General features: G+C 30.7%; 20 protein-coding genes. 14 read left to right on the forward strand and 6 right to left on the reverse strand.

From position 1 onward, the window contains the following. The first annotated feature begins 10 nt into the window (after positions 1–10). The 7 genes from N4A55_RS16090 (at position 11) to N4A55_RS16120 (ending at position 9614) form a co-directional block, all read left to right on the forward strand. Positions 11–1477 carry a sulfatase gene (locus N4A55_RS16090; protein WP_293758345.1) on the forward strand — a complete coding sequence of 489 codons (1467 nt, stop codon included), beginning with the start codon at positions 11–13 and terminating at the stop codon, positions 1475–1477. A gap of 90 nt (positions 1478–1567) precedes the next feature. Beyond that, positions 1568–2716, forward strand: coding sequence for a hypothetical protein (locus N4A55_RS16095; protein WP_293758348.1), 1149 nt, complete (start codon positions 1568–1570; stop codon positions 2714–2716). 10 nt (positions 2717–2726) lie between these two features. After that, positions 2727–4742 carry a hypothetical protein gene (locus N4A55_RS16100; RefSeq protein ID WP_293758350.1) on the forward strand — a complete coding sequence of 672 codons (2016 nt, stop codon included), beginning with the start codon at positions 2727–2729 and terminating at the stop codon, positions 4740–4742. Positions 4743–4792: 50 nt separating this feature from the next. Further along, positions 4793–6172, forward strand: coding sequence for a sulfatase-like hydrolase/transferase (locus N4A55_RS16105; RefSeq protein ID WP_293758352.1), 1380 nt, complete (start codon positions 4793–4795; stop codon positions 6170–6172). Between the two features lie 49 nt (positions 6173–6221). Beyond that, positions 6222–7637 (forward strand): sulfatase family protein, encoded by a 1416-nt coding sequence (locus N4A55_RS16110; RefSeq protein WP_293758355.1) that lies wholly within the window; start codon positions 6222–6224, stop codon positions 7635–7637. 76 nt (positions 7638–7713) lie between these two features. Further along, entirely contained in the window at positions 7714–8403 is a 690-nt protein-coding gene (locus tag N4A55_RS16115) for a DUF1961 family protein (RefSeq protein WP_293758357.1), read from the forward strand. A 44-nt stretch (positions 8404–8447) separates the two neighbouring features. Continuing rightward, positions 8448–9614, forward strand: coding sequence for a glycoside hydrolase family 88 protein (locus N4A55_RS16120; protein ID WP_293758360.1), 1167 nt, complete (start codon positions 8448–8450; stop codon positions 9612–9614). Between the two features lie 62 nt (positions 9615–9676). Here N4A55_RS16120 and N4A55_RS16125 read toward each other — a convergent pair whose 3' ends face one another. The 4 genes from N4A55_RS16125 to N4A55_RS16140 form a co-directional block, all read right to left on the reverse strand. After that, positions 9677–10921 carry an FAD-dependent oxidoreductase gene (locus N4A55_RS16125; protein ID WP_293758363.1) on the reverse strand — a complete coding sequence of 415 codons (1245 nt, stop codon included), beginning with the start codon at positions 10919–10921 and terminating at the stop codon, positions 9677–9679. A 141-nt stretch (positions 10922–11062) separates the two neighbouring features. Next, positions 11063–11620, reverse strand: a complete 558-nt coding sequence (locus tag N4A55_RS16130) for a YeeE/YedE thiosulfate transporter family protein (RefSeq protein ID WP_293758365.1) — start codon at positions 11618–11620, stop codon at positions 11063–11065. Positions 11621–11659: 39 nt separating this feature from the next. After that, a complete protein-coding gene (locus N4A55_RS16135) occupies positions 11660–11887 on the reverse strand; it encodes a sulfurtransferase TusA family protein (RefSeq protein WP_293758368.1) in 228 nt (75 codons plus the stop codon). A 20-nt stretch (positions 11888–11907) separates the two neighbouring features. Next, entirely contained in the window at positions 11908–12603 is a 696-nt protein-coding gene (locus tag N4A55_RS16140; RefSeq protein ID WP_293758370.1) for a YeeE/YedE thiosulfate transporter family protein, read from the reverse strand. Positions 12604–12948: 345 nt separating this feature from the next. Between N4A55_RS16140 and N4A55_RS16145 the strand changes: the two genes are divergently transcribed. Then, positions 12949–13848 (forward strand): LysR family transcriptional regulator, encoded by a 900-nt coding sequence (locus N4A55_RS16145; RefSeq protein WP_293758372.1) that lies wholly within the window; start codon positions 12949–12951, stop codon positions 13846–13848. Here N4A55_RS16145 and N4A55_RS16150 read toward each other — a convergent pair. Then, positions 13845–14063, reverse strand: a complete 219-nt coding sequence (locus N4A55_RS16150) for a sulfurtransferase TusA family protein (protein WP_293758374.1) — start codon at positions 14061–14063, stop codon at positions 13845–13847. The genes N4A55_RS16145 and N4A55_RS16150 overlap by 4 nt on opposite strands. 154 nt (positions 14064–14217) lie before the next feature. On the opposite strand from N4A55_RS16150, the gene rffA reads away from it, so the two are divergent. The 5 genes from rffA (at position 14218) to N4A55_RS16175 (ending at position 19296) form a co-directional block, all read left to right on the forward strand. Further along, positions 14218–15357 carry a dTDP-4-amino-4,6-dideoxygalactose transaminase gene (gene rffA, locus N4A55_RS16155; RefSeq protein WP_293758376.1) on the forward strand — a complete coding sequence of 380 codons (1140 nt, stop codon included), beginning with the start codon at positions 14218–14220 and terminating at the stop codon, positions 15355–15357. Between the two features lie 52 nt (positions 15358–15409). Continuing rightward, positions 15410–16144 (forward strand): glycosyltransferase, encoded by a 735-nt coding sequence (locus tag N4A55_RS16160; RefSeq protein ID WP_293758377.1) that lies wholly within the window; start codon positions 15410–15412, stop codon positions 16142–16144. Positions 16145–16178: 34 nt separating this feature from the next. After that, positions 16179–17432, forward strand: coding sequence for an ATP-grasp domain-containing protein (locus tag N4A55_RS16165; protein ID WP_293758378.1), 1254 nt, complete (start codon positions 16179–16181; stop codon positions 17430–17432). A 167-nt stretch (positions 17433–17599) separates the two neighbouring features. Beyond that, positions 17600–18538 (forward strand): ABC transporter substrate-binding protein, encoded by a 939-nt coding sequence (locus N4A55_RS16170; RefSeq protein ID WP_293758379.1) that lies wholly within the window; start codon positions 17600–17602, stop codon positions 18536–18538. Then, entirely contained in the window at positions 18535–19296 is a 762-nt protein-coding gene (locus N4A55_RS16175) for an ABC transporter permease (protein ID WP_293758381.1), read from the forward strand. The genes N4A55_RS16170 and N4A55_RS16175 overlap by 4 nt, the downstream gene beginning before the upstream one ends. Here the strand turns inward: N4A55_RS16175 and N4A55_RS16180 are convergent. Continuing rightward, a complete protein-coding gene (locus N4A55_RS16180) occupies positions 19291–20847 on the reverse strand; it encodes an ArnT family glycosyltransferase (RefSeq protein ID WP_293758383.1) in 1557 nt (518 codons plus the stop codon). The two genes, N4A55_RS16175 and N4A55_RS16180, sit on opposite strands and share 6 nt — an antisense overlap. 278 nt (positions 20848–21125) lie before the next feature. On the opposite strand from N4A55_RS16180, the gene N4A55_RS16185 reads away from it, so the two are divergent. Beyond that, positions 21126–22037, forward strand: coding sequence for a sulfurtransferase (locus N4A55_RS16185; protein ID WP_293758386.1), 912 nt, complete (start codon positions 21126–21128; stop codon positions 22035–22037). Positions 22038–22044 lie beyond the last annotated feature (7 nt).

Genomic DNA, 22044 nt, shown 5'->3' on the forward strand with positions numbered 1-22044 from the left:
AGGTGATTGAGTGAAAACACTATTTATAATGATGGATTCACTGAATAGACATTTTTTAAATGTATATGGTAATAGTTTTATTAAAACACCTAATATAGATCGACTTGCAAAAAGAGGTATTGTTTTTGAAAATCATTATAGCGGTTCGCTTCCTTGTATGCCAGCAAGACGTGAAATGATGACAGGAAGATTTAATTTCATGGAAACACCATGGGGACCAATAGAACCTTGGGATGATTGTTTACCTGTTGAGCTAAAAAAACAAAAAGGTATATATTGTCATATGATAACGGATCATTATCATTATTTTCATAGTGGAGGAGAAGTATACAATACTTTGTTTGATACATGGGAATTTGAAAGAGGTCAAGAAGGTGACTTTTGGCACCCATTGGTAAAAGAACCCAAAAGACCTGTTTTCAAAGGAAAGAATAGAAGGCCTTATTGGGTAAACAGAGAATTTGCTGAGTTAGAGAATGAAGAAGATTATTCAACACCTAGATGTTTTAAAAGGGCTATTGAATTTATAGAGAATAATCATCAAGAAGATAATTGGCATTTGCATCTGGAACTTTTTGATCCCCATGAACCTTTTATGTGTCCACAGAAATATATTGATATGTATAATGATTCTTGGGATAATCGCTATCATTTTGATTGGCCAAAGTATGCTCCAGTTGAAGAAGAAGAAGAGGCAGTAGAACATATTATTAATAGGTATGCTGGTGTATTAACTATGGCAGATCATTGGCTTGGTAAATTGTTAGATAAGATGGATGAATATAATATGTGGAAAGATACAGTAATTATTTTCTCAACAGATCATGGACATCTTTTAGGTGAACATGGTTACTGGGCTAAGAACTACACATTTGATTACCAAGAACTAGTTCATATTCCTTTGATTATGTGTACGCCAGAAACAGCTTTTAAAAATAAAAAAATAACTGCTTTAACTCAGACAGTTGATATTATGCCTACTATAATGGAACTTCATAAGGCACAGGTTTTTGAAACTGTTCATGGAAAATCTCTTTTACATTTATTAAATAAAGATGATGAAAAACATCATGATACAGTTTTATATGGCTACTTTGGTAAGGATATTAATATTTTTGATGGACAGTATTCCTATTGTAGACAGCCAGTAGAGGATTCAGTTGTCTATCATCATACAGCAATGCCTAGAGAATATCATGATTTTTGTGATAGGGATTTATTAAAGACAGCAGATTTTGGTCAATTTTTAAAGCATACGTATGGTATTTCCCATTTTAGATTAAAGAAAAAGTCATATAGGCACCATAATGCACCTGACTATAATATCATTTATGATATTAAGGATGACCCTAATCAGAGGAAACCTATAATGGATGAACAATTAGAAAAGAAGCTATCTCAAAAAATGATAGATATTATGAAAAGTTATGATGCACCTGAAAATGAATTTAAGCGAATTGGTTTAGATTTTATGTAATTAACATAAAAAGGGATTTAATCCCTTTTTTGTTTTAATAGTAATCATAATATGCTTCATTCAACATAAATAGGTGAAAGGGATGAGAAAATGTTATATACTAAAGGAGAACTTAATTTTATAATAGAAGAAGTTGAAGTATACAAATATAATATTTTTGCAGAAAGACATTTTAGCTTTGGGACATGGACTAGTAGACAACATGCCTTTGTTCGAATAGTTAGTAAAGATGAAACAGGTTTTGGCGAAAATATTATATCCACTAATGTTCCAGAGATATCATTAGAAGAATGGGGGGGCTGTTTAAAAGCGTTTATTGGTCTTAGCATCAAAGAAGCTATTGAATTAACAAGAACAAAATACGAGAGTTGGGGCGGTAGATGCTGTGAAATGGCGGAAATGGCATTAATTGATTTAGGTGGTAAACTCTTAAAACAATCGGCACTTGACATGCTGAATTTAATAGGAGATAAACCTGTATTCGGAGTTTATGTTATATTAAGTGATGATGTTGAGTATGTTAAAGAGCATGCTAAGTGGGCATATGATAATAAAAGAGCAACCTACATAAAAGTAAAACTTTTTGGTGATTTAGAATTAGACTCCAAAATAATAAAAGCTGTTAGAGAAAATACAGATGAAAATACATTCTTAATAGGTGATGTTAATACAGGTTATGGTAAAGCTGTACAAAAAGATGAGATTGATGATATTGCAAAAAAATTAAATATATTGTTTGATTGTGGACTTGATGCATGTGAAGATCCAGCAGCTATGAGCCATGAGTTATGGATAGAATTACAGGGAAAAGTAGGAAAATTAAATTTAATTCCAGATGAACCAATGAGACCAGCACGTGTTGTTATTAATGAAAATATTGAAGGTATGGGACGTATCTATAATATTCATCCCGGTTGTATGGAATCAATTATTGATGCTGTTAATCTATCAAATAAGATTAAAGAGTTAGGTGCAAAATTAATGATTGGTGATGATAGTTTAATAGGTCCTGCTTGTACGGTATGGCAACAATTGGCTATTGGATTAGAGGCTGATTGGGTAGAAGCTATTGAAAAAGCAGGTGATTCAGATAATTTTAATAAAGCAATAATTGATATTTCAACCACTACAGATGAAGAAGGAAGACTCTATTTGAATAAAAATACCTATGGCTTTGGCTTAAGCTTAGATATTAGTAAGCTTAAAGAAGATGCTGTAGATGTAATTACGTATAGATAAGGAGAAAAAAATGAATAATTCTAAGTTTAAATATATTCTTAGATTTTGCATACAGCCAAATCATTTTGAAAAAGAAAGATTCGAAGATTTAGTTGAGTTTTGTAAACAAGCTCATATTGATGATGTTATGTTTTTTACTGATTGTGAGGAATTAAATCAAGGACATCCTACAAAAGATGAAATATCAGATTGGATGGTAATCATTAATTGGGCAAAGAAAAAATTACAAGAATACGATATTACAACATCTATAAATCCCTGGACAACACTTAATCATGCAGATAGAGGAAGACAATTAAAACAAGGTCAGGATTTCAATCTTATGGTAGATGTGGAAGGGAATAGAGCCGCTTTATGTGCGTGTCCTATGGGAGAAAACTTCGGTGACTATCTATCTCACATATATGCTCATTTTGCTGAAATTACACCAGATTTAATATGGGTAGAAGATGATTTTAGATTTCATAACCATAGTCCATTAATGTGGGGTGGGTGTTTCTGTGATGAACATATGAAAGAATATAGTAAAAGAGCAGAAGAAAATCTTACAAGAAAAGAATTTATTAGAGGTATATTACAACCTGGAAAGCCACATCCTTATCGTAAAATATGGCTTGATACTGCTAGAGATAATATGTTAAATCTAGCAAAAAAAGTAGGAGATAGTGTACATGAAGTTAATAAAGATGTAAAAGTAGGATTAATGAGTTCAGTTCCTAGTGTACATTGTACAGAAGGCAGAGACTGGACTGGAATTTTATCTAACCTAGCAGGAAATACACCTTTAGTCAATCGTCCACATTTACCAAGTTATCAAGAAGTAAGTCCACAATCTTATTTCTGGTATTTTAATACCATTAGTATGCAAACAAAGGCTATGGTTCCAAAGGAAACAATTATATATCCAGAAGTAGAGAATTCTCCTAGAACATTATTTTCCAAATCTAGAACATTCACTAATTTTCAAATTGAAACTTCATTATTACTAGGTGCACAAGGTATAACAATGAACTTATTCAATGTTATGGGAAATGGTATAAATATGGAAGAAAAATACCAAGATAGTCTAGGTAATATAAAAGATTTTTTAGAAGAGATGGCTAAATTAGATATTCACAATGCTGATATGGATGGTATTAAGGTCATGTATAGTCCACTGTCTTCTTACACGAAACATACAGATAAAGGCGTAAGCATGAAGGAATTAGAACCTTCAGAGAACTTTTGGGCTGGAATTCTATCATCTTATGGTATAGCTAATTGTTATTGTGATAATGATAATTTATGTAATGAAGTAGTAGCTATCTCTGGTCAATATTTTAGAAATTTAACCCAGATTCAAATTGAAAAACTATTGAAAAATAATTTTATTCTACTAGATGGTGAAGCAGCATTTACATTATTTGATATGGGATATGGACAATTAGCTCAAATAAAAAATATGAAGTGGTATTCACAATATAGTGGTTATCAATCTTATGATGAAGTTGCTAATGGAAAAACTTATTGTGGTATTAAACAAGCAAGAACAACATTACAAAGAGCAGTTGGTGGATTTTATGATATTGAGTATGGTAATGATGTAGAAATTATAACAAAAGCTAAAGATCCATATAACAATACCATTGGAGCGAGTGTGGTAGTAGCCAATAAAAATATATGCATATTACCAAGTAAAGGTGATAGTACCTATTATCAGGTACATTTAAATTGTTATAAGCAAGCTATTTTTAAAGATATTATTAAAAATAATATTATAGGTAAGCCAATTATTTATACAGACAAAGCTCCTTATATAGGTGTATATGAATATAATTTTGCTCAAGAAAAAGTTATATTATTAGTCAATGCATCTCTGGACGATGCAGAGGGTATTCATATTTATAACCTAAATAAAAATTATAATCAAATAATTGAAATAAGCAAATATAATGAAGAATTAGTTAGTAATAGAGTAACTTATAGGGATGGTATAATTATAACAGATATGAAAGCACTTGAAGTAAAGGCATTAAGATTGATTTAAAATAAAAAGTATAGCTTTGTCTAACAACTTATAATATGAGGAGAATAAGCATGAACAAGAATAAAAATTTGATATTTATCATGACGGATCATCAAAGAGCAGACAGTATTTTTATGGTACAAGATGGTAAGGAGGTTACACCAAACCTTAATAAACTTGCAAAAGAATCTGTTAAATTTAACAGAGCATATACAACATGCCCTTTATGTGTACCTGCAAGAACAGCTCTTGCTACAGGTAAACATCCAACAGCAAATGGTGTAGTACTAAATAAAGGTAGTGAACCAACAGATACGAAACCAATTCACCAATATTTAAAAGAAAGTGGTTATCAAGTAGGTCATGTTGGAATAGATCATATTAGAGTTAAACCAACCTTAAAGGATAGAGTTAATTTTGATTTTTGGATAGATGATGATGATTACTTTGCATATGCTAAGAATAAGGGGATTGATACAACACGTTCTAATGAAGATGTTTGTGAAATAATGGAAAACCATAATGGTAATAGAGTGAAAAAAGCTTATTCCAATGCAAGAGTTTCTAAATGGAAATATGAAGACAATAATCATAAAGATGCATTTTTTTGTTCGAAAGCATTAGAATTCTTGGATAACATAGATGATGATAAACCATTTGCATTATTTGTGTATTTATGGGCGCCTCATCCACCATTATTTGTACCAAATGCACATTATCAGTTATTTAATCCTAATAATATCACATTACCAAATAATATAGGAAAAATAAGTTTGAATGAATCAGAAACTCGTAAATATGGTGCACCTAGACAATTAGCAGAAAGTGTAGATAGTGATTACTGGAAAGAAGTATGGTCTGCACATTTAGGATTAGTTAATTATGCAGATAATATAATTGGGAAAATACTTGATAAAGCTAATGAGATTGATAGAAATTCAGACACAATTAAACTTTTTACTGTAGACCACGGTGAACATTTAGGGCAACATAATATGTATCAAAAAATGGAAATGTATGAACAAGCGGTTAATATTCCACTAATAATTAATGTACCAAATTCTAAGCCAAGAGAAATTGAAGAAATTGTATCTCATATTGATATTTTACCTACAATACTTGATTTACTTAATATTGAATATGGTGATTTGGATGGTAAAACATTAAGAGGTGTATTTGAAGGAGAAAAGCTACCTTCAGATAATATGGTATTTAGTCAGTATTCGGGTAATCAACCTGTTATAGGGGATATTAGAAGAGCTGTAATAACTGATAAGTATAAATATGTTTATGATGAAATTGGAACACAAGAACTATATGATTTGAAAAATGATTCAATGGAAATGGAAAATATAGCAGGAAATGCACTAGTGAAGGATGTTGTTTCTGATCTATACAAAAATTGCAAAGAGTTTTTTATAGCTCATAATGATTGGATTAAATATGAATAAATGTAGTGTCATTAAGTTATAAATAAAATGCATAAGGAGGGTATGCAATATGAAAAAAAAGAAACCTAATATATTATATATATTTGCTGATCAATGGAGACGTCAGGCAATGGGATTCATGAAAGAGGATGAAGTTATAACACCTAATATGGATAAATTTGCAAAGGAAAGTATGGTTTTTGACAATGCAATAAGTTGTTGCCCATTATGTTCCCCTCAAAGGTCAACTTTAATGACTGGGAAGTATCCAATTAATACAGGTGTTTTTACTAATTGCAAGAGAGGTTTAGACATTCGACTAAAAGATGAAGAAATATGTATTGGTGATGTGTTAAAACAAGAAGATTATCATACTGGTTATATAGGGAAATGGCACTTAGATGAACCTGAATTAAATCATTGTAAAAACCCATTATCAGGTGCAGATGGTTGGGATGCGTTTACGCCACCAGGTGAAAGGCGACATGGATTTGATTTTTGGTATTCATATGGTGCAAAAGATAAGCATTTATCACCACATTATTGGAAAAATGATTGTAATAAAATACATATTAATAAGTGGTCACCAGAGCATGAAACAGATATTGCTATTGAGTATATAAAAGAGAAATATGATAGTGAAGATCCTTTTGCTTTATTTATTTCATGGAACCCACCTCATAGTCCATATGATGCAGTTCCAGATAAATATAAAGATATTTATAAAGATAAAAAAATAAATTTCAGAAAAAATGTTATAACAGATAATATTATTTGTCATACTTATGAACAATGGGGAAGTGGATTAGAGAAGATAGAAGAGGCTACTAAAGATTATTATGCGGCAATTACAGGTCTGGATGAGAATTTTGGCAGGCTATTAGAGGTACTTAATGAATTGAAAATTGCAGATGATACAATAATTGTACTTACAGCAGATCATGGTGATCTTATGGGGTCTCATGGTATGATCGCAAAACATGTTTGGTATGAAGAATCTATCGGCGTTCCATTTATTCTAAGATGGAATAATCATATTCCAAAAGGTCGAGAAAGTAGAATTATTAATTCTGTTGACATTATGCCAACTTTATTAGGACTTATTAATATACCTATTCCAAATACAGTTGAAGGTGTGGATATATCACCAAATATAATAGGTACAGGTAATGTAGAAGTTCCATCGGCATTAATACATGCTTATCCAGGTAGAGATGTATTCTTAGAAGCATATAGAGAAAAAGGATTAAATCCATTATCAAAAGGATGGAGAGGATTAAGAACACAAAAGTATACCTATGTAGTGTATAAAGGCTATTGGCCAGATGATGAGATTGATGTTAGGTATCTATATGATCTTGAAAAAGATCCATACCAACTAAGTCCAATTGAGATAAAAGATATCAATAATAATGAATTAGCATTAAAATTCGAAAAAGAACTTAAAAAACGGTTAGATGCATTAGGTGATCCATTTGAGTTTTAGTATTTAGCTCAAATGCATTCATAATTAGAGACTTCATATATAAAGTTAGTTATATCATATTAGGGAGGAATATAAATTGTTAGGTAAATATAAATTTGTTGAAAAACTTTATGAAAATCCTTTGTCTTGTGAAGATAATGTTAAAGACTTTGTTTTAGAAGGTGAGGCATATCGCTCTTTTCCAAGGGGGAGAATGAGATTAGAAAATAAAATGTCTATGAGTGAAGGGCAAAATTCCAACTATGTTTTTTGGTGCCCAAAAGACTTTGAAGGGGATATTGCTATTTCATGGAGATTTTGGCCAATAAAAGAGCCAGGGTTAGCTATTATATTCTTTTGTGCAAAGGGACAAAATGGTGAAGATATTTTTGATGAAGCATTAGCAAAACGAACAGGACCTTATAAACAATACCATCATGGGGATATAAATGCTTATCATGTAGGTTATTTCAGAAGAAGATTTGAAGTGGAAAGAAATTTTCATCTAATTAATCTTAGAAAAAGCTATGGGGCACATCTAGTAGCAGATGGAGCTGATCCAATACCTAGTGTTAATGATGCCAAAGAAGAGGGCTATCTAATTACAGTTATTAAATGTGAATCTAAAATATCTTTTTATGTTGATGAATTATTAATATGGACTTATGAAGATGATGGTGAAACATATGGACCTGTTTTAAATGAAGGTAAAATTGGTTTTAGACAGATGGCACCATTAATTGCTGAATATGCAGATTTGAAAGTATATAGAGTAATAACAAAATAATGGGTTTAAATTGAGAGCCTACTTAAATAGAAAGGATTAAGGCAATGGTTAATTTAACAGAATATAAAAAAACATCTGATAAAGAAATTGAACAAGCAATAGCAAATGCAATAGTACAGGTTGAAAATGATTTAGAAAGTTTTACACATAAATTTAAAATTAATGGTACTACTGATAATTTTTATGTACCAGAGGATAATATTTCATGGACGTCAGGTTTTTGGACAGGACAAATATGGATAGCTTATGAATTAACAGGTTGTCAAAAGTTCAAAGATGCTGCAGAGGTACAGGTTGATAGTTTTCTACATAGAATCGAGAATAAAATTGAAACCAATAATCATGATATGGGATTTTTATATAGTTTGTCTTGCGTGGCAGCTTATAAATTAACAAGCAATAAAAAAGCAAAAAAAGCAGCTATTTTAGCCGCAGATAACTTGATAACTCGTTACCAAAAAAATGGAAAATTTATACAGGCATGGGGAAATGTGGGTGCAGATGACAATTATCGTTTAATTATTGATTGTTTATTAAATCTTCCTCTCTTATATTGGGCAAGTGATGTTACAGGTGATGAAAAATATGCAAAAATAGCAAAACAGCATATTAATACATCACTGAAAGTAATTATGCGTGAGGATTATTCCACATATCATACTTTTTATTTTGAAAAGGGTACAGGTAAACCACTATACGGTGAAACCAGACAAGGATATAGTAATGATTCAGCATGGTCAAGAGGGCAAGCGTGGGGGATTTATGGAACTGCATTAAGTTATATGTATACGAAGAATAAAGATTATATAGATAAATTTTATAATATTACAGATTTTTTCATAAAAAATTTACCTAAAGATTTAGTACCTTATTGGGATTTTAATTTCAATGATGGAAGCGATGAACCAAAAGATAGTTCAGCGGCAGCAATTGCAGTTTGTGGTATGCTAGAGATGGCAAAATATCTTGATGAAGAAAAAGCAAATTACTATAAGGACGTAGCATTAAAGATTCTTAAGTCCCTTATTGATAATTATGCGGTTAGTAATCCTAACATATCTAATGGTCAATTATTACATGGGGTTTATGCAAGAAAATCACCTTATAATCCATGCAAAAATAGAAATGTCAATGAGTGTAATACTTGGGGAGATTATTATTATTTAGAAGCTCTTATTCGATTAAGTAAAGATTGGGAATTATATTGGTAAAATATAGTATTTAAGATAATACCAAGACTGTTTACATAGTCTTGGTATTATTTTAAATAATTTTATGCATTTAATGCACTGTTCAAAGCATGAATAATTGTTTCTTCATTAAAATCTTTAATATGTTTTTCATATATTTTTCCTTCTTTAGTAATAACAGCAGCAGGGAATTCTTTTATACCTAATCTATCAGATATTCCTGTTGATTTATATACATCTACTCTATTAACAGTTATTTTATCACCAAAGAAATTCTCTATTTTTTCTACTTCTGTCAAGAACTCTCTTGAATCAGCATTAATGGCATTATATATATAAGTTAGACCAGGTTTTTCTTTTTGCATGATAACAGTATTGAATGTTTCGTTCTCTGCTATGTATTTCTCTGCGGCAAAACCAGCTATGGCTCCGTCACCAACAGCAGTTGCTACTTGTTTTAACCATTTTTCTCTAACATCTCCACAAGCGAAAACACCTTCAATATTTGTCTGCATCTTATCGTTTGTAAGAATATACCCTTGGTTAGTAAGATTTATCTGATCTCCGAAAATCTCAGTATTAGGTATATAGCCAATAAATTCAAAGCAAGTATCACATTTTACGGGTATTTTTTCACCTGTCTTAAGATTTTTTAGTACTACAGTATCAAGATGTTCGTCACCTTCAAAAGAATCTGTAATAGTATTCCAGATAAATTCTATTTTAGGATTTTTAAGAGCTGCTTCTTTAGCTATTTCATTACAGTCCATGATTCCTTTATCATGCATAACTGATACGATAACTTTATTAGCAAATTTAGTTAAGAACATTCCTTCTTCAATAGCAGCGTCACCACTACCGATAACAACTACATCTTTACCAGTATTAGCAGCGGCATCACATGTTGCACAGAATGAGATTCCTTTATCAAATAGATAGTTTTCTTCATTCTTTGCTTTTGTTACTCTTGGGCGTCCACCTGTTGCAAGGACAACTGATTTTGCTATGAATTTATTTCTAAATGTTTCAACTATTTTTTCTTCACCTTCAAGATTTACACTTTTAACATCTGTCAACTTGAATTTTACACCCATCTTTTTAGCTTGTTTTTTCATTTGATTAGTGATTTCCTCACCCTTAGGGCTATTTGGAAATCCTGGGTAATTCTCTATCTCATTGGTATAAGTAGCGAGTCCTCCTACCAAAGCTTTTTCTATAAGAAGAGTACTTAGTCTAGCTCTAGCTGAGTAAATCGCAGCAGTAAGACCAGCTGCTCCACCGCCAATAACAACTACATCATAATTTTCAATACGTTTTTCTCTTGGCATGACCAATCCTCCATTTGATTTTAGTAATTATTAATAAGGAAACAAACGTTGAAACATAAGTTCAAGTAACTGAATAGAAAAAATCTAAAAACCACAGATTTTTCCTATTCAGAACATGAACTAAAATGTTTAAGCCGTTTGTTACATAAAGAATTTCACAAGTAATTTACTGCCGACGATGGCGCCGAAGAACATGGCTACCCCGAATACCCAGCCTGAGAGTGATAGTGAGGCTATACCGCTGAATAATGCACCTATGTTACATCCGTATGCAATTCTAGCACCGTATCCCATGAGTAAGCCACCTAAAACAGCAGCGAATACTTGTTTTTTTGATTTAATTTTTTTAAATTTGAATTGTGATGCGAGTAGTGTTGCGAGTAAAGCACCAAATATGATACCAAGATTTCTCATAGTACCAGGATCATTCAAGAATCCATTATTAAGTGTAGCCTGTGCTCCATCACTACTAAAGTAGTACCATTTATCTACGCTGCCACCAACAGCTTCATATATCCAAGCACCCCAATTAGCGAATACTCCAGATACACCCCAAGGGTTACCAGTTGTAGCTAAGGTTACGATTTGGAATAATGAAAGAAGGATAGCGCCTGTTATATAAGGCCATGCATCTTTTAACCACTTTTTATAGAATTCATTTTTACTTACTTTGTTAAAATATTCTTTAAACGAACTCAAAATGACACCTCCGTATAAGGCATTAATTTTATTTAATGATTAGTGAGTTTTTTCAATGACTACTTCCCACTCCCCGTCGTCTACTTCTTCAACTTCAACATTGTGTCCATCTTTACGTGCCCATTCTGGAACATTTTTCATAGCACAACTATGGTCGATTTGAACAACGAGAATATCACCAACAGCTAATTCTTTCAATTTATTTTGAGCCTTTACTAAAGGCACCGGACAAGCTTCTCCTAAACAATCTATTACAACTTCATTCATAATAATATCCTCCTATTTTTTTAATTATTTGTTTTTGCTTTTTCATATTTGACTGCTGCTATATATAGCAACAAAATGATTAATAATTGGATGATTACAGCACCTAGCCAGCCAAATACATCAGGTAAAAAGATTGCTTTACCTTTGCTTATGACATTAAGTTTCCACCATCCAAAATCATGTGCGCCCCATAATGAGCCGATAACAAAAAATACTAATGATAGCAATTGCATAGAAAATCCTTCACCTACACGCATTAATGTACCAGAAGCACAACCACCTGCAATAACCATACCAATACCAAATAGAAATGCTCCAATAACAGTAGCAAAACTAATTGGTACAACATAACCCATTCCTGGAATTGGAAGACCATTTTTGAAATAACCATATTTGATTGCTGTAAAGCCTATAGTTGTAACAGCGAAAGCTATTAGAACTGCACGTGTAAGAGATGTACTACCTGTTAAATATGGGTCACGCATAGAGGCTGTGAAGCAGAATCTTGCCTTCTGCAAGATAAAACCAAATAGTATTCCAGTCATCCAGAATAACAATGTATTATTAGTTTTAAGTCCTAATAAAACACCAATAACAGCAATAATAATTAAAACAAGAATACCGATAGGTATCTGATTCTTCTTAGGTTTTCTTCTTCTTGTTCCTGCACGAGAAGAACTTCTCCTAATTGTAGAAGTTGTTCCATTTTCACTCATGGTAAACACTCCTTAATGATTATTGTATAATTTCATTGAAGTGACATAACAAACTTGACACTTATTAGATTTAATAAGATTGTTGAGTTTTTAACAATTTCCCTATTCCTATGATATCATAGATTTAGTAACATCTAATATGCACTTTGCTAATACTGTATTAATTATTTTTATGGCATAATATTTAATAAATATTTCTATATATGTTAAAATTAAGCATAAACTATATAGTGGAACCATAATGTATTTATAACATTTAAAATTTTATTGCAATTTTCTCTAGTTTGTTTTATAGTTATGCATATAGAAGATAGTTAATTTGATAACAAAGTTTGGAGGGATAATATGCATTTAGAATCCTTAAAGTATTTTAGAGAAGTAGCATCTGAAAAAAGTATTTCAAAGGTTGCAAAGAAATCACATATTTCTCAATCAGCTCTTAGCCAGCTTATTCATAAGCTTGAAGGAGACATTGGATATAAGCTGTTAAACAGAAGTAACAAGGGTGTTGAACTTACTGAGATGGGAGAAATTGTACTAAAATACTCTAATAATATAATCAGAAACTATGAGACTATGGTGGAAGAACTAGAAACCACCATAAAACAATATAACAAAGTAAGAATTAATGGTACTTGGGCGTTGGTTACATATTCTTTACCGTGTGTTATATATAAGATAAAGAAAAAATATCCAAACCATCAATACGAACTTATTGCCAGTACGAAAGAAGATACAATTACAGATGTTCAAAATGACATTTGCGATTTTGGCATAGTTAATGGTAATATTAGTAAAGAGCATGATTTGTTTACTTATGCAATTGGTAAAGAGAAAATTGTTCTGATTGCTCCAGGTAAATACAATATTCCTGACAAAATCAAACTTGAGAATTTAACTAAATATGACATGATAATGTGTAATAGTAATAATCGTATCAGTTATAATCTGAAAATAGAATTAAAAAATATAGACAAAGATCTGGACGACTTAAACATTATATTTAATGTGGCTACGGATGGTGCTGTCAAATTAGCAGTAAGTAATGGTTACGGGCTTGCTTTTGTACCTTATGAATCCATAAAACATGAGCTGTATGAAAAAACAGTAAAAGTTATTGAAATAGAAGAAGTAAGTCTAGATGATGAAATATATCTTATTAGTAAAAAATTCAATAAGCTTACTAAGGCTCAAAGAGAATCCATCGAATATTTTATGGAGATAGGTCAAAAGAGTTTCTGTTAATCTTTAGTTACAGTTATTTCCCATACACCATTAAAGATTTCTTTACATGAAATGGTACATGTTAATTTATTAAAATATTCTTTTATTGATTCTACGACACAACTATGGTCTGTAACTAACATAAAAGACTCCCCGAAATTTAAGCTTTTGAATTCTTTTTTAGCTTTTAGTAATGGTATTGGACAGAAATCCCCAAAACAATCAATTTTATTCATTGCATAACTCCTTTGCTAGTGATTTTCAAGTTGATATGTTAATAATTATATCATAATTGTGGATAAACTAATATACAAGGGACTGTTATGCCAAAAAATAACAAAGAATATAAATAGGTTTTATATGAGTAATAGCAACTAGAGGTGGTTACATTTGAAGATACCTTTTAATAAACCTTATCATTCAGATAAGGCAATGGATTATATAAAAAAAGTAATAGACAGTGGAAATATTGGCGGAGATGGTTATTTTACTAGTAAATGTAAAAAACTATTAGAAACAAGGTTAGGCGTAAAAATATTATTAACCACTTCTTGTACCCATTCTCTTGAATTGGCAATGAAATTGATTAATATAGAGAAAGATCAAGAAGTTATAATGCCATCTTATACTTTTCCATCTACAGCTAACAGTGTACTATTTAATGGAGGAAAAGTTGTTTTTACAGAAGTCAATCATGATGATTTATGTATAGATGCTTCTAAAATTGAAGAAAAGATAACCCATAGAACAAAAGCTATAATTGTGGTCCATTATGGAGGCAACCCATGTGATATGGATAGAATAATGGGTATTGCTCAGAAATATGGACTCTATGTTATAGAAGATGCTGCTCAAGGATTATACAGCACTTATAAAGGTAGACAACTTGGGACAATAGGACATTTTGGATGCTATAGTTTTCATGAAACCAAAAATGTATCAGCTGGCGAAGGTGGAGCTATTACTATTAACAGTGATAATAAGAAACTTATTAGAAGAGCTGAATATATAAGACAAAAAGGGACTAATCGAATAGATTTTAATAATAAGAACGTAGAACTCTATCAATGGGTAGATATTGGTTCCAGTTATTGTCCATCAGAGTTATTGATGGCATATCTTTACTCACAATTAGAAAATATTGATGATATCCATAGTAAAAGACTTAAGATATTCAATAGGTACTTAGAAATATTAGATAATATAGAATCAGATAAAATTCAATATTATGCCAAAGGAAATAAGTCAGAAGATTTTAATGCTCACATATTCTATATTATATTCAAAAAAGAAGCATATGCAGATGGATTTATTGATATTTTAAAAGCTAATGATATTTCAGCATATAGACATTTTGTTCCACTACACCTAAGTAAAATGGGACTATCTCTAGGATATGAAGAAAACGATTTTTGTTATGAAAGAGATTTGTACAAGAAGTTAATAAGGTTGCCAATATATCCTGATATGACCGAAAAACAATTAGTAAAGATGGAACGAATAATAAAAAAGGCAGTTAATAATATATAGCCATTATTAAATAATAATGAACTAAACAATAATGATTAAGAGAGGAATAACTATGATTTCTATAATAATTCCTGTATATAATAGTGAAAAAACAATATCATTAGTTTGTGAAAAAATTATCAAAACAATGGTAGATAATAATATGGAATATGAAATCATTTTAGTAGATGATTATAGCATAGATAGCAGTTACAAAATAATGAAAGATATGTATAAGAAGTACAATCATATAACATGTATAAAATTAAAACAAAATTTTGGACAGCAAAACGCTTTGTTATGCGGACTAAGATATGGACACGGAGAATATTATGTCACAATAGATGATGATCTGCAAAATAAGCCTAAGGACATTATTATTCTTTTTAATGAATTGAAACAAGGCTATGATGTAGTATATGGTATATCAGATAGTACAGTTTACAAGGATTATAGAGGAATTGGCACAATGTTGAAAGAATTCATGTTCAGTACAATTCTTCATAAGCCAAAAAAAATCAAACTAACTTCTTTTCGTATAATGAAAAAAAATATTGTCCAAATGATTATAAGAGAAAAATTATCCTATGTTTATTTGTCAGCATCAATACTGAAATATACTAAAAATATAGGTAATGTACATGTCCCCTACTATAATAGAATTTATGGTAAATCCAACTATAACTTCAGAAAACTATATAAGTTATTCATTAATATTTTAATATATTATAGCAACATTCATTTATTTAACAAAAGGAAAAAAAATACTCCTCAATATGTTATTGAAGAAGTTTTACAGGCTCACTAGATAGTTACAGACGAAAGATGAAAGGATATGAACTATGAAGTTAATGATACTAGGTGCATCAGGTGCTCAGCTGAATGCAATAAAAAGAGCAAAAGAATTGGGATACAAAGTAGTAGCAACTGATTACTACACTAATTCACCAGGAAAACTAATTGCAGATGAATGTGGATTAGCAAGTACTTTTGATTACGAAGAAACTCTAAAAGTTGCTTTAGAAACGGGGATTGATGGTATCATGACTACAGGAACTGATCAGCCAGTTTATACTGTCAATAAAGTAGCTGATAAACTTAGTTTACCAAGATTTTTATCTGTGAATACCTCCTATGCAGTAACCAATAAACGTGTAATGAAAGAAAAATTCATAGAATCAGGTATACCTACTCCAGATTATAGAATCATAAAAAAAGATTTTGCTGATAATCAGTTAGAAGGACTGAAATTTCCAGTTGTAGTAAAACCTTTTGATTCTCAAGGTCAGAGAGGTATTTTTAAGTTAAATACAATAGAAGATGTTAGACTTCGCTTTGATGATGTCATTAAACATTCCAGAGAAGATTCTATATTAGTGGAGAGTTATTATAAAAATGACGAAATAACTATTAGCGGCTGGGTTAGAAATAAAAAAGCAAAAGTATTGACAATTACTGACCGTGTAACTTTTGATAACGATAAATATATAGGCATATGTTCATCTCATGAATTTCCATCAAAACACTATAAACAGTATAAAGAGGAATTTATCACATTAACTGATAAAATAGTAGATGCATTTAACATTGGACAAGGACCAATATACTTTCAACTATTTGTCGGTGATGAAGGAATAAAAGTCAACGAAATAGCTTGTAGAATCGGCGGTGCATATGAAGATGAATTCATACCCCTTATAACTGGTGTAGATATCCTGAAAATGGTTATAGATTCTTCTATGGGACAAGATATTGATTACCACCCTCTTGATAACTATAATATTGAAAATAACAAAAACCACCTAACAGTACAATTATTCTTCGCAAACTCTGGCACAGTACAATCCATAACCAGTCGAGATGAAATAATCAAACTAGAAGGTGTTTATAATATGAACTATAACTACAAAGAAAAAGATTTCATAAAACCAATAGAAAATGCATCAGTACGAGCAGGATACGTAATAGTAACAGGCAATACCAATCAAGATATCCAGAAAAAAGTTGACAACTTATATAAAAAAATGTTGATACTTAACAGGCAAGGGAATAATCTAATTATAAACCGAGATTATTATGAGCGGTATACTGATTAATATTGATTTTTCATCTATAATATAAAATCTGAAGTAGCCAATCGTTATGCTACTAAGAAGAAAAAGCAAAAGCCAAGTCCGAACAAAACTCTTTTTCTTACTTACTTGCAGTATATATTAAATAAAAACTGATAATAAATACTTAGTATAGAAAGGATGACATACTAATGAAAATAAAATCAACATTAATACTAACAATCTCAGTTATTATGTTATTAATGACAGCATGTGGAAAAAAACATGACAATACTGTCAAGATCGCTCAGCAATATGGCCTAGCTTATGCCCCTATCCAAATAATGAAGGAAAAAGGATTCCTAGAACAAGCCCTACCTGACAATAAGATTGAATGGGTTAAACTTTCTAATACAGCAGCTATTCGTGAAGCTGTTCTTGCAGATAATCTTGATGTAGGATTTATGGGAATACCACCTTTTCTTATAGCCATTGATAACGGTATGAAGTGGAAAATGATGACAGGTCTTTCTAGCTGTCCAGTTGGTCTAGTTTCAAATGATAATAAAATTAAGACTCTTAAGGATTTTACCCCAAAAGATAAAATAGCTCTACCCCAACCAGGAAGTATACAGCATATCTTACTTGCCATGGCATGTGAAAGAGAACTTGGCAAGGCTGATGCTCTTGACAATCAATTGGTTTCCATGAAACACCCAGATGGATTCCAAGCATTGACTGCAAAACAAGATATAAAAGCACATTTTACTTCTCCACCCTATTTATTTGAAGAATTAGCCAATGAAGATAATCATATAGTTATAACTGGTGAAGAAGCTATAAAAAGTGAATTTACTTTTGTCGCAGGTGCTTGTACTGAAGATTTTTATACTAATAACAAAAAAGAATACTCCGTGCTCATAGAAGCTATTAATAAATCTATAGAATTCATGATTAATAATGAAGATGAAACTTTTCACATACTGTCTAATTTATATGAGATGGATAAAGAGAAGTTGAAAGGTTATCTTAATTACGAAGGTATGAAATATGCTACAGACATTCAAGGTGTAGAAAAATTCGTGGATTTCATGGTAAGGAATAACTATCTTAATAAATCATACAAAAGTGAAGAGGTCATATGGGAATGAAAAAATTATATATACATCGATTTCTATGGATAGGTTTTTTTATAATCATATGGGAAGTTACATATTATTCTAACGTATATGCTAGACAGATTTTTCCTTCAATCGAGCAAATTATCAAATCTCTAGGTATTAGCATTACTAAAGGTGATTTGTTGATGCAGATAGGATTTTCTTTTATAATTATTCTAAAAGGATTGTTGATAGGTGTTATTCTATCTGTATTATTAAGCTTTTTTGATTACTTCTTCAAGAATTTTAGTAGTTTACTAGATACAGTAATTGGTATACTCCACCCTCTTCCAGGTATAGCGTTACTTCCATTAGTCATCATTTGGTTTGGTGTTGGAGAAAAAGCGATCCTCGTAGTTATAGTGCATTCGGTTATATGGCCTATGACTATCAACATGAAAACAGGTTTTAGATCTGTAGACAATGAATATATAGAAATCTCTAAGAATCTTGGTATGAATATATGGCAGATTTTTTATTATGTTCTAATACCTCTTAGCCTCCTTCATATAGTATCTGGGTTAAAGATTGGCTGGTCTCGAGCATGGAGAGCACTAATAAGTTCTGAAATGGTATTTGGAGCAATCGGACCCTTTGGTGGTCTAGGCTGGTTTATCTTCGAAAAACGAGTATATATGGATACTCCAGGGATGTATGCTGGTTTAGTTGTTATAATTATCATTGGCATGATTATGGAAGATTTCATCTTTGGCAGACTGGAAAAAAAATGTGAAGAATTACTATCATAATATATTATTTATCTTATAGACCTTCACTTTCCAATCATATTCCATCATGTATCTAGGTATCCTTATACCATATAGAGGGTTACTGAACTCATGAATAAGGGTACAATTTTTTTCTATATACTTATTCATTTCATCGTAATAATGATCGTTTCCATAGAGAACATTCCATCTAGGATTTCTGTGAATGTAATCTAATTCTTCTGTATAGACGATATACTCAATATTATTGGTTACGATATAATCCCTGAAAGATATATTATTTTCTTCTAGAAATGTGAGATTCCTATAATCCAGTAATTTATCATTATCAAAATAAAACTCCATATTCAGATTTCCTAGAGTTTTTGCATCTGAAGGAATAACACTCAATTCATTTATATATGCATCATAATTGTAGGGCGTATATAATCTTACCTCTTCAAAAGTATAATACGAAGATAAAATAATTGATATTACCATAAAACATATTATTAACTCTTTTCTATAATCAACAATCTTACATATTAAGACAAGGGTAAGCAAATAGAAGAATGGAAAAATAAATATAATATTTGTTTGATTATATCTACCAATAATGATAAAACCAATATTGATACCTATAATAAAAGTCAATAATCTAATAATAGTTAGACCAGAAAATGATTTTTTTTTGCCCAATAAATATAGAATTGATACAATTGTTATAATAGCAAAAATGATAAGATAAGCTTGTATAGGTGGTGTGTAATAAGTACCGCTTATACCTAAATATAACTTTTTGTAATAATATGGAATTGTTAATATTTTATCAAGAAAGCTAGAGCTTACCCCTAGAGTCTCACCGAAATTAGTATAATGAGTAATGAAATCAGCATCACCAATAAAACTTAGAATGACAAATATTAATGCAGTAAGCCCAGTAGTCATAATTAATGTTATTAGATGATTGAATTTTTTAATTTTATGAAATACGTCAATTATATATAATAATCCAAAAACAACAGCTATAACAAAGCTATTTGGATGAATCCCTATAGATAAGCCGATAATAAGTCCAAGTAGAATGTGTGGATTTATTTTTTTATTGCCAAGTGGTGATAAGTAATGAAAAAATCCAAGCATAAAGAAAAACAGGATAATAATCTCTTGTCTTGCTAAGTGAGAAGCATATATGAATTGTATATTTACACTAAATAATATAGTCAGCAATACTGAGTATATACCATTTTTAAATATTTTGGTGCATATACCATAAAAAAGAATTAACGTGAATATACTAAAAATAAGAGAAACCAATCTGACTGCAAAGACGTTATAGCCAAAAACAAGTATAAAAGGCATTTGAATTAGATGGAAGATTACTTTTATACTATGAGGAAATCTTGGATAAATATTAAAAAATGTTTCAGTACAATAGATTGATTTGTTTTCCATCATATTCCTTGTCAAGCTGCTTAACCACGGTTCATCAGAATGAACGAAGGGAAAAATTTCTAGACAATTAAGACTAATAATGAAGTATAATATTAGATAGACAACAATTATATAAAAAAATTTTTTAGAATTTATCATATCAATCAATCCTTGTAAATTAAAAATTTAGTAGTTTGCCTTATAATTAACATAGTTACTATATTATATCACAATATATACTACCCTATCCAACTATCAAATACTATATCAGCAAAACTTATAACAATCTTAAAAATTAATAGTGTATAATTGTATCTATAAGAAAAAGAGTTGAGTTTAATAATTCCCTAGTTTGTATATTATTTAACAATGTTCGCTAATATAATCAGAAAGTATTTCTAGCAGTTCTAGTTAGAAATATATAGGAGGAGTTAGTCATGAAGTATAGAACTAACCATAAGAGAGGTATTTTACTTCCTCTATTGATTGTGTTTGTTTTGTCCATTACTTCCTGTAATAATACTAGTTATAAAGGAAGTAATAATGTAGTAGAACCAACTGAAGTTAAAGAAGTAATGAATAATAGTGATGTAATTATCATTGATGCAAGATCAGAAGAAGATTATGCAAAAGGACATCTTGAAGGAGCTATTTGTCTTAATCCAAGCAGCCTTACCATATCTGAACCAATTAAAGGTATGTTAGCTCCAAAAGAACAGGTTGAGAAGGTATTAAGTGAAAAAGGAATTTCTAATGATAGTACTTTGTATATCTACGATAATAGCGGCGGGGTATATTCAGGTCGTGTATGGTGGGCACTAAAAGTCTATGGACATGATAATGTAAAAGTTATCAATAATGGTCAAAGAGGTTTAGAAAAAGCTAAACTTCCTATGTCTTTAGAAGTACCGGAATTAGCACCAACTGAATATGTTGCCAAAGAAGCTAACAGCGATATGATAGCTACTATGGATTATGTTAAGACTGTTGCAGAAAATGAAGATAGTAAAGAAAAAATTATAGATGTAAGAAGCAAAGCAGAATATGAAGAAGGGGCTATTCCAAACGCTATATTATATCCCCATACAAAAAATTTGTATACAGATGGAACATTCAAGTCAGCTAGAGATACATTTTTGTTCTATAAGGATTTGGGTCTTGATAAAGATGATATAATCATTCTTTATTGTAAATCATCTTTCCGTGCAGCTCAAACAGCACTATTACTTGATGAAGCAGGTTTTGAAAATGTAAAAGTGTATGATGGTGCATGGTTAGAATGGTCTGCTGGTGATATGCCAACGGAGAAAGAAGAAAAAACAGTACCTGATTCCGGGGATGCTTCATAATTATTAT

Origin of the sequence: Vallitalea sp., from assembly GCF_025211055.1 — a bacterium.
Taxonomy (GTDB): Bacteria; Bacillota; Clostridia; order Lachnospirales; family Vallitaleaceae; genus Vallitalea.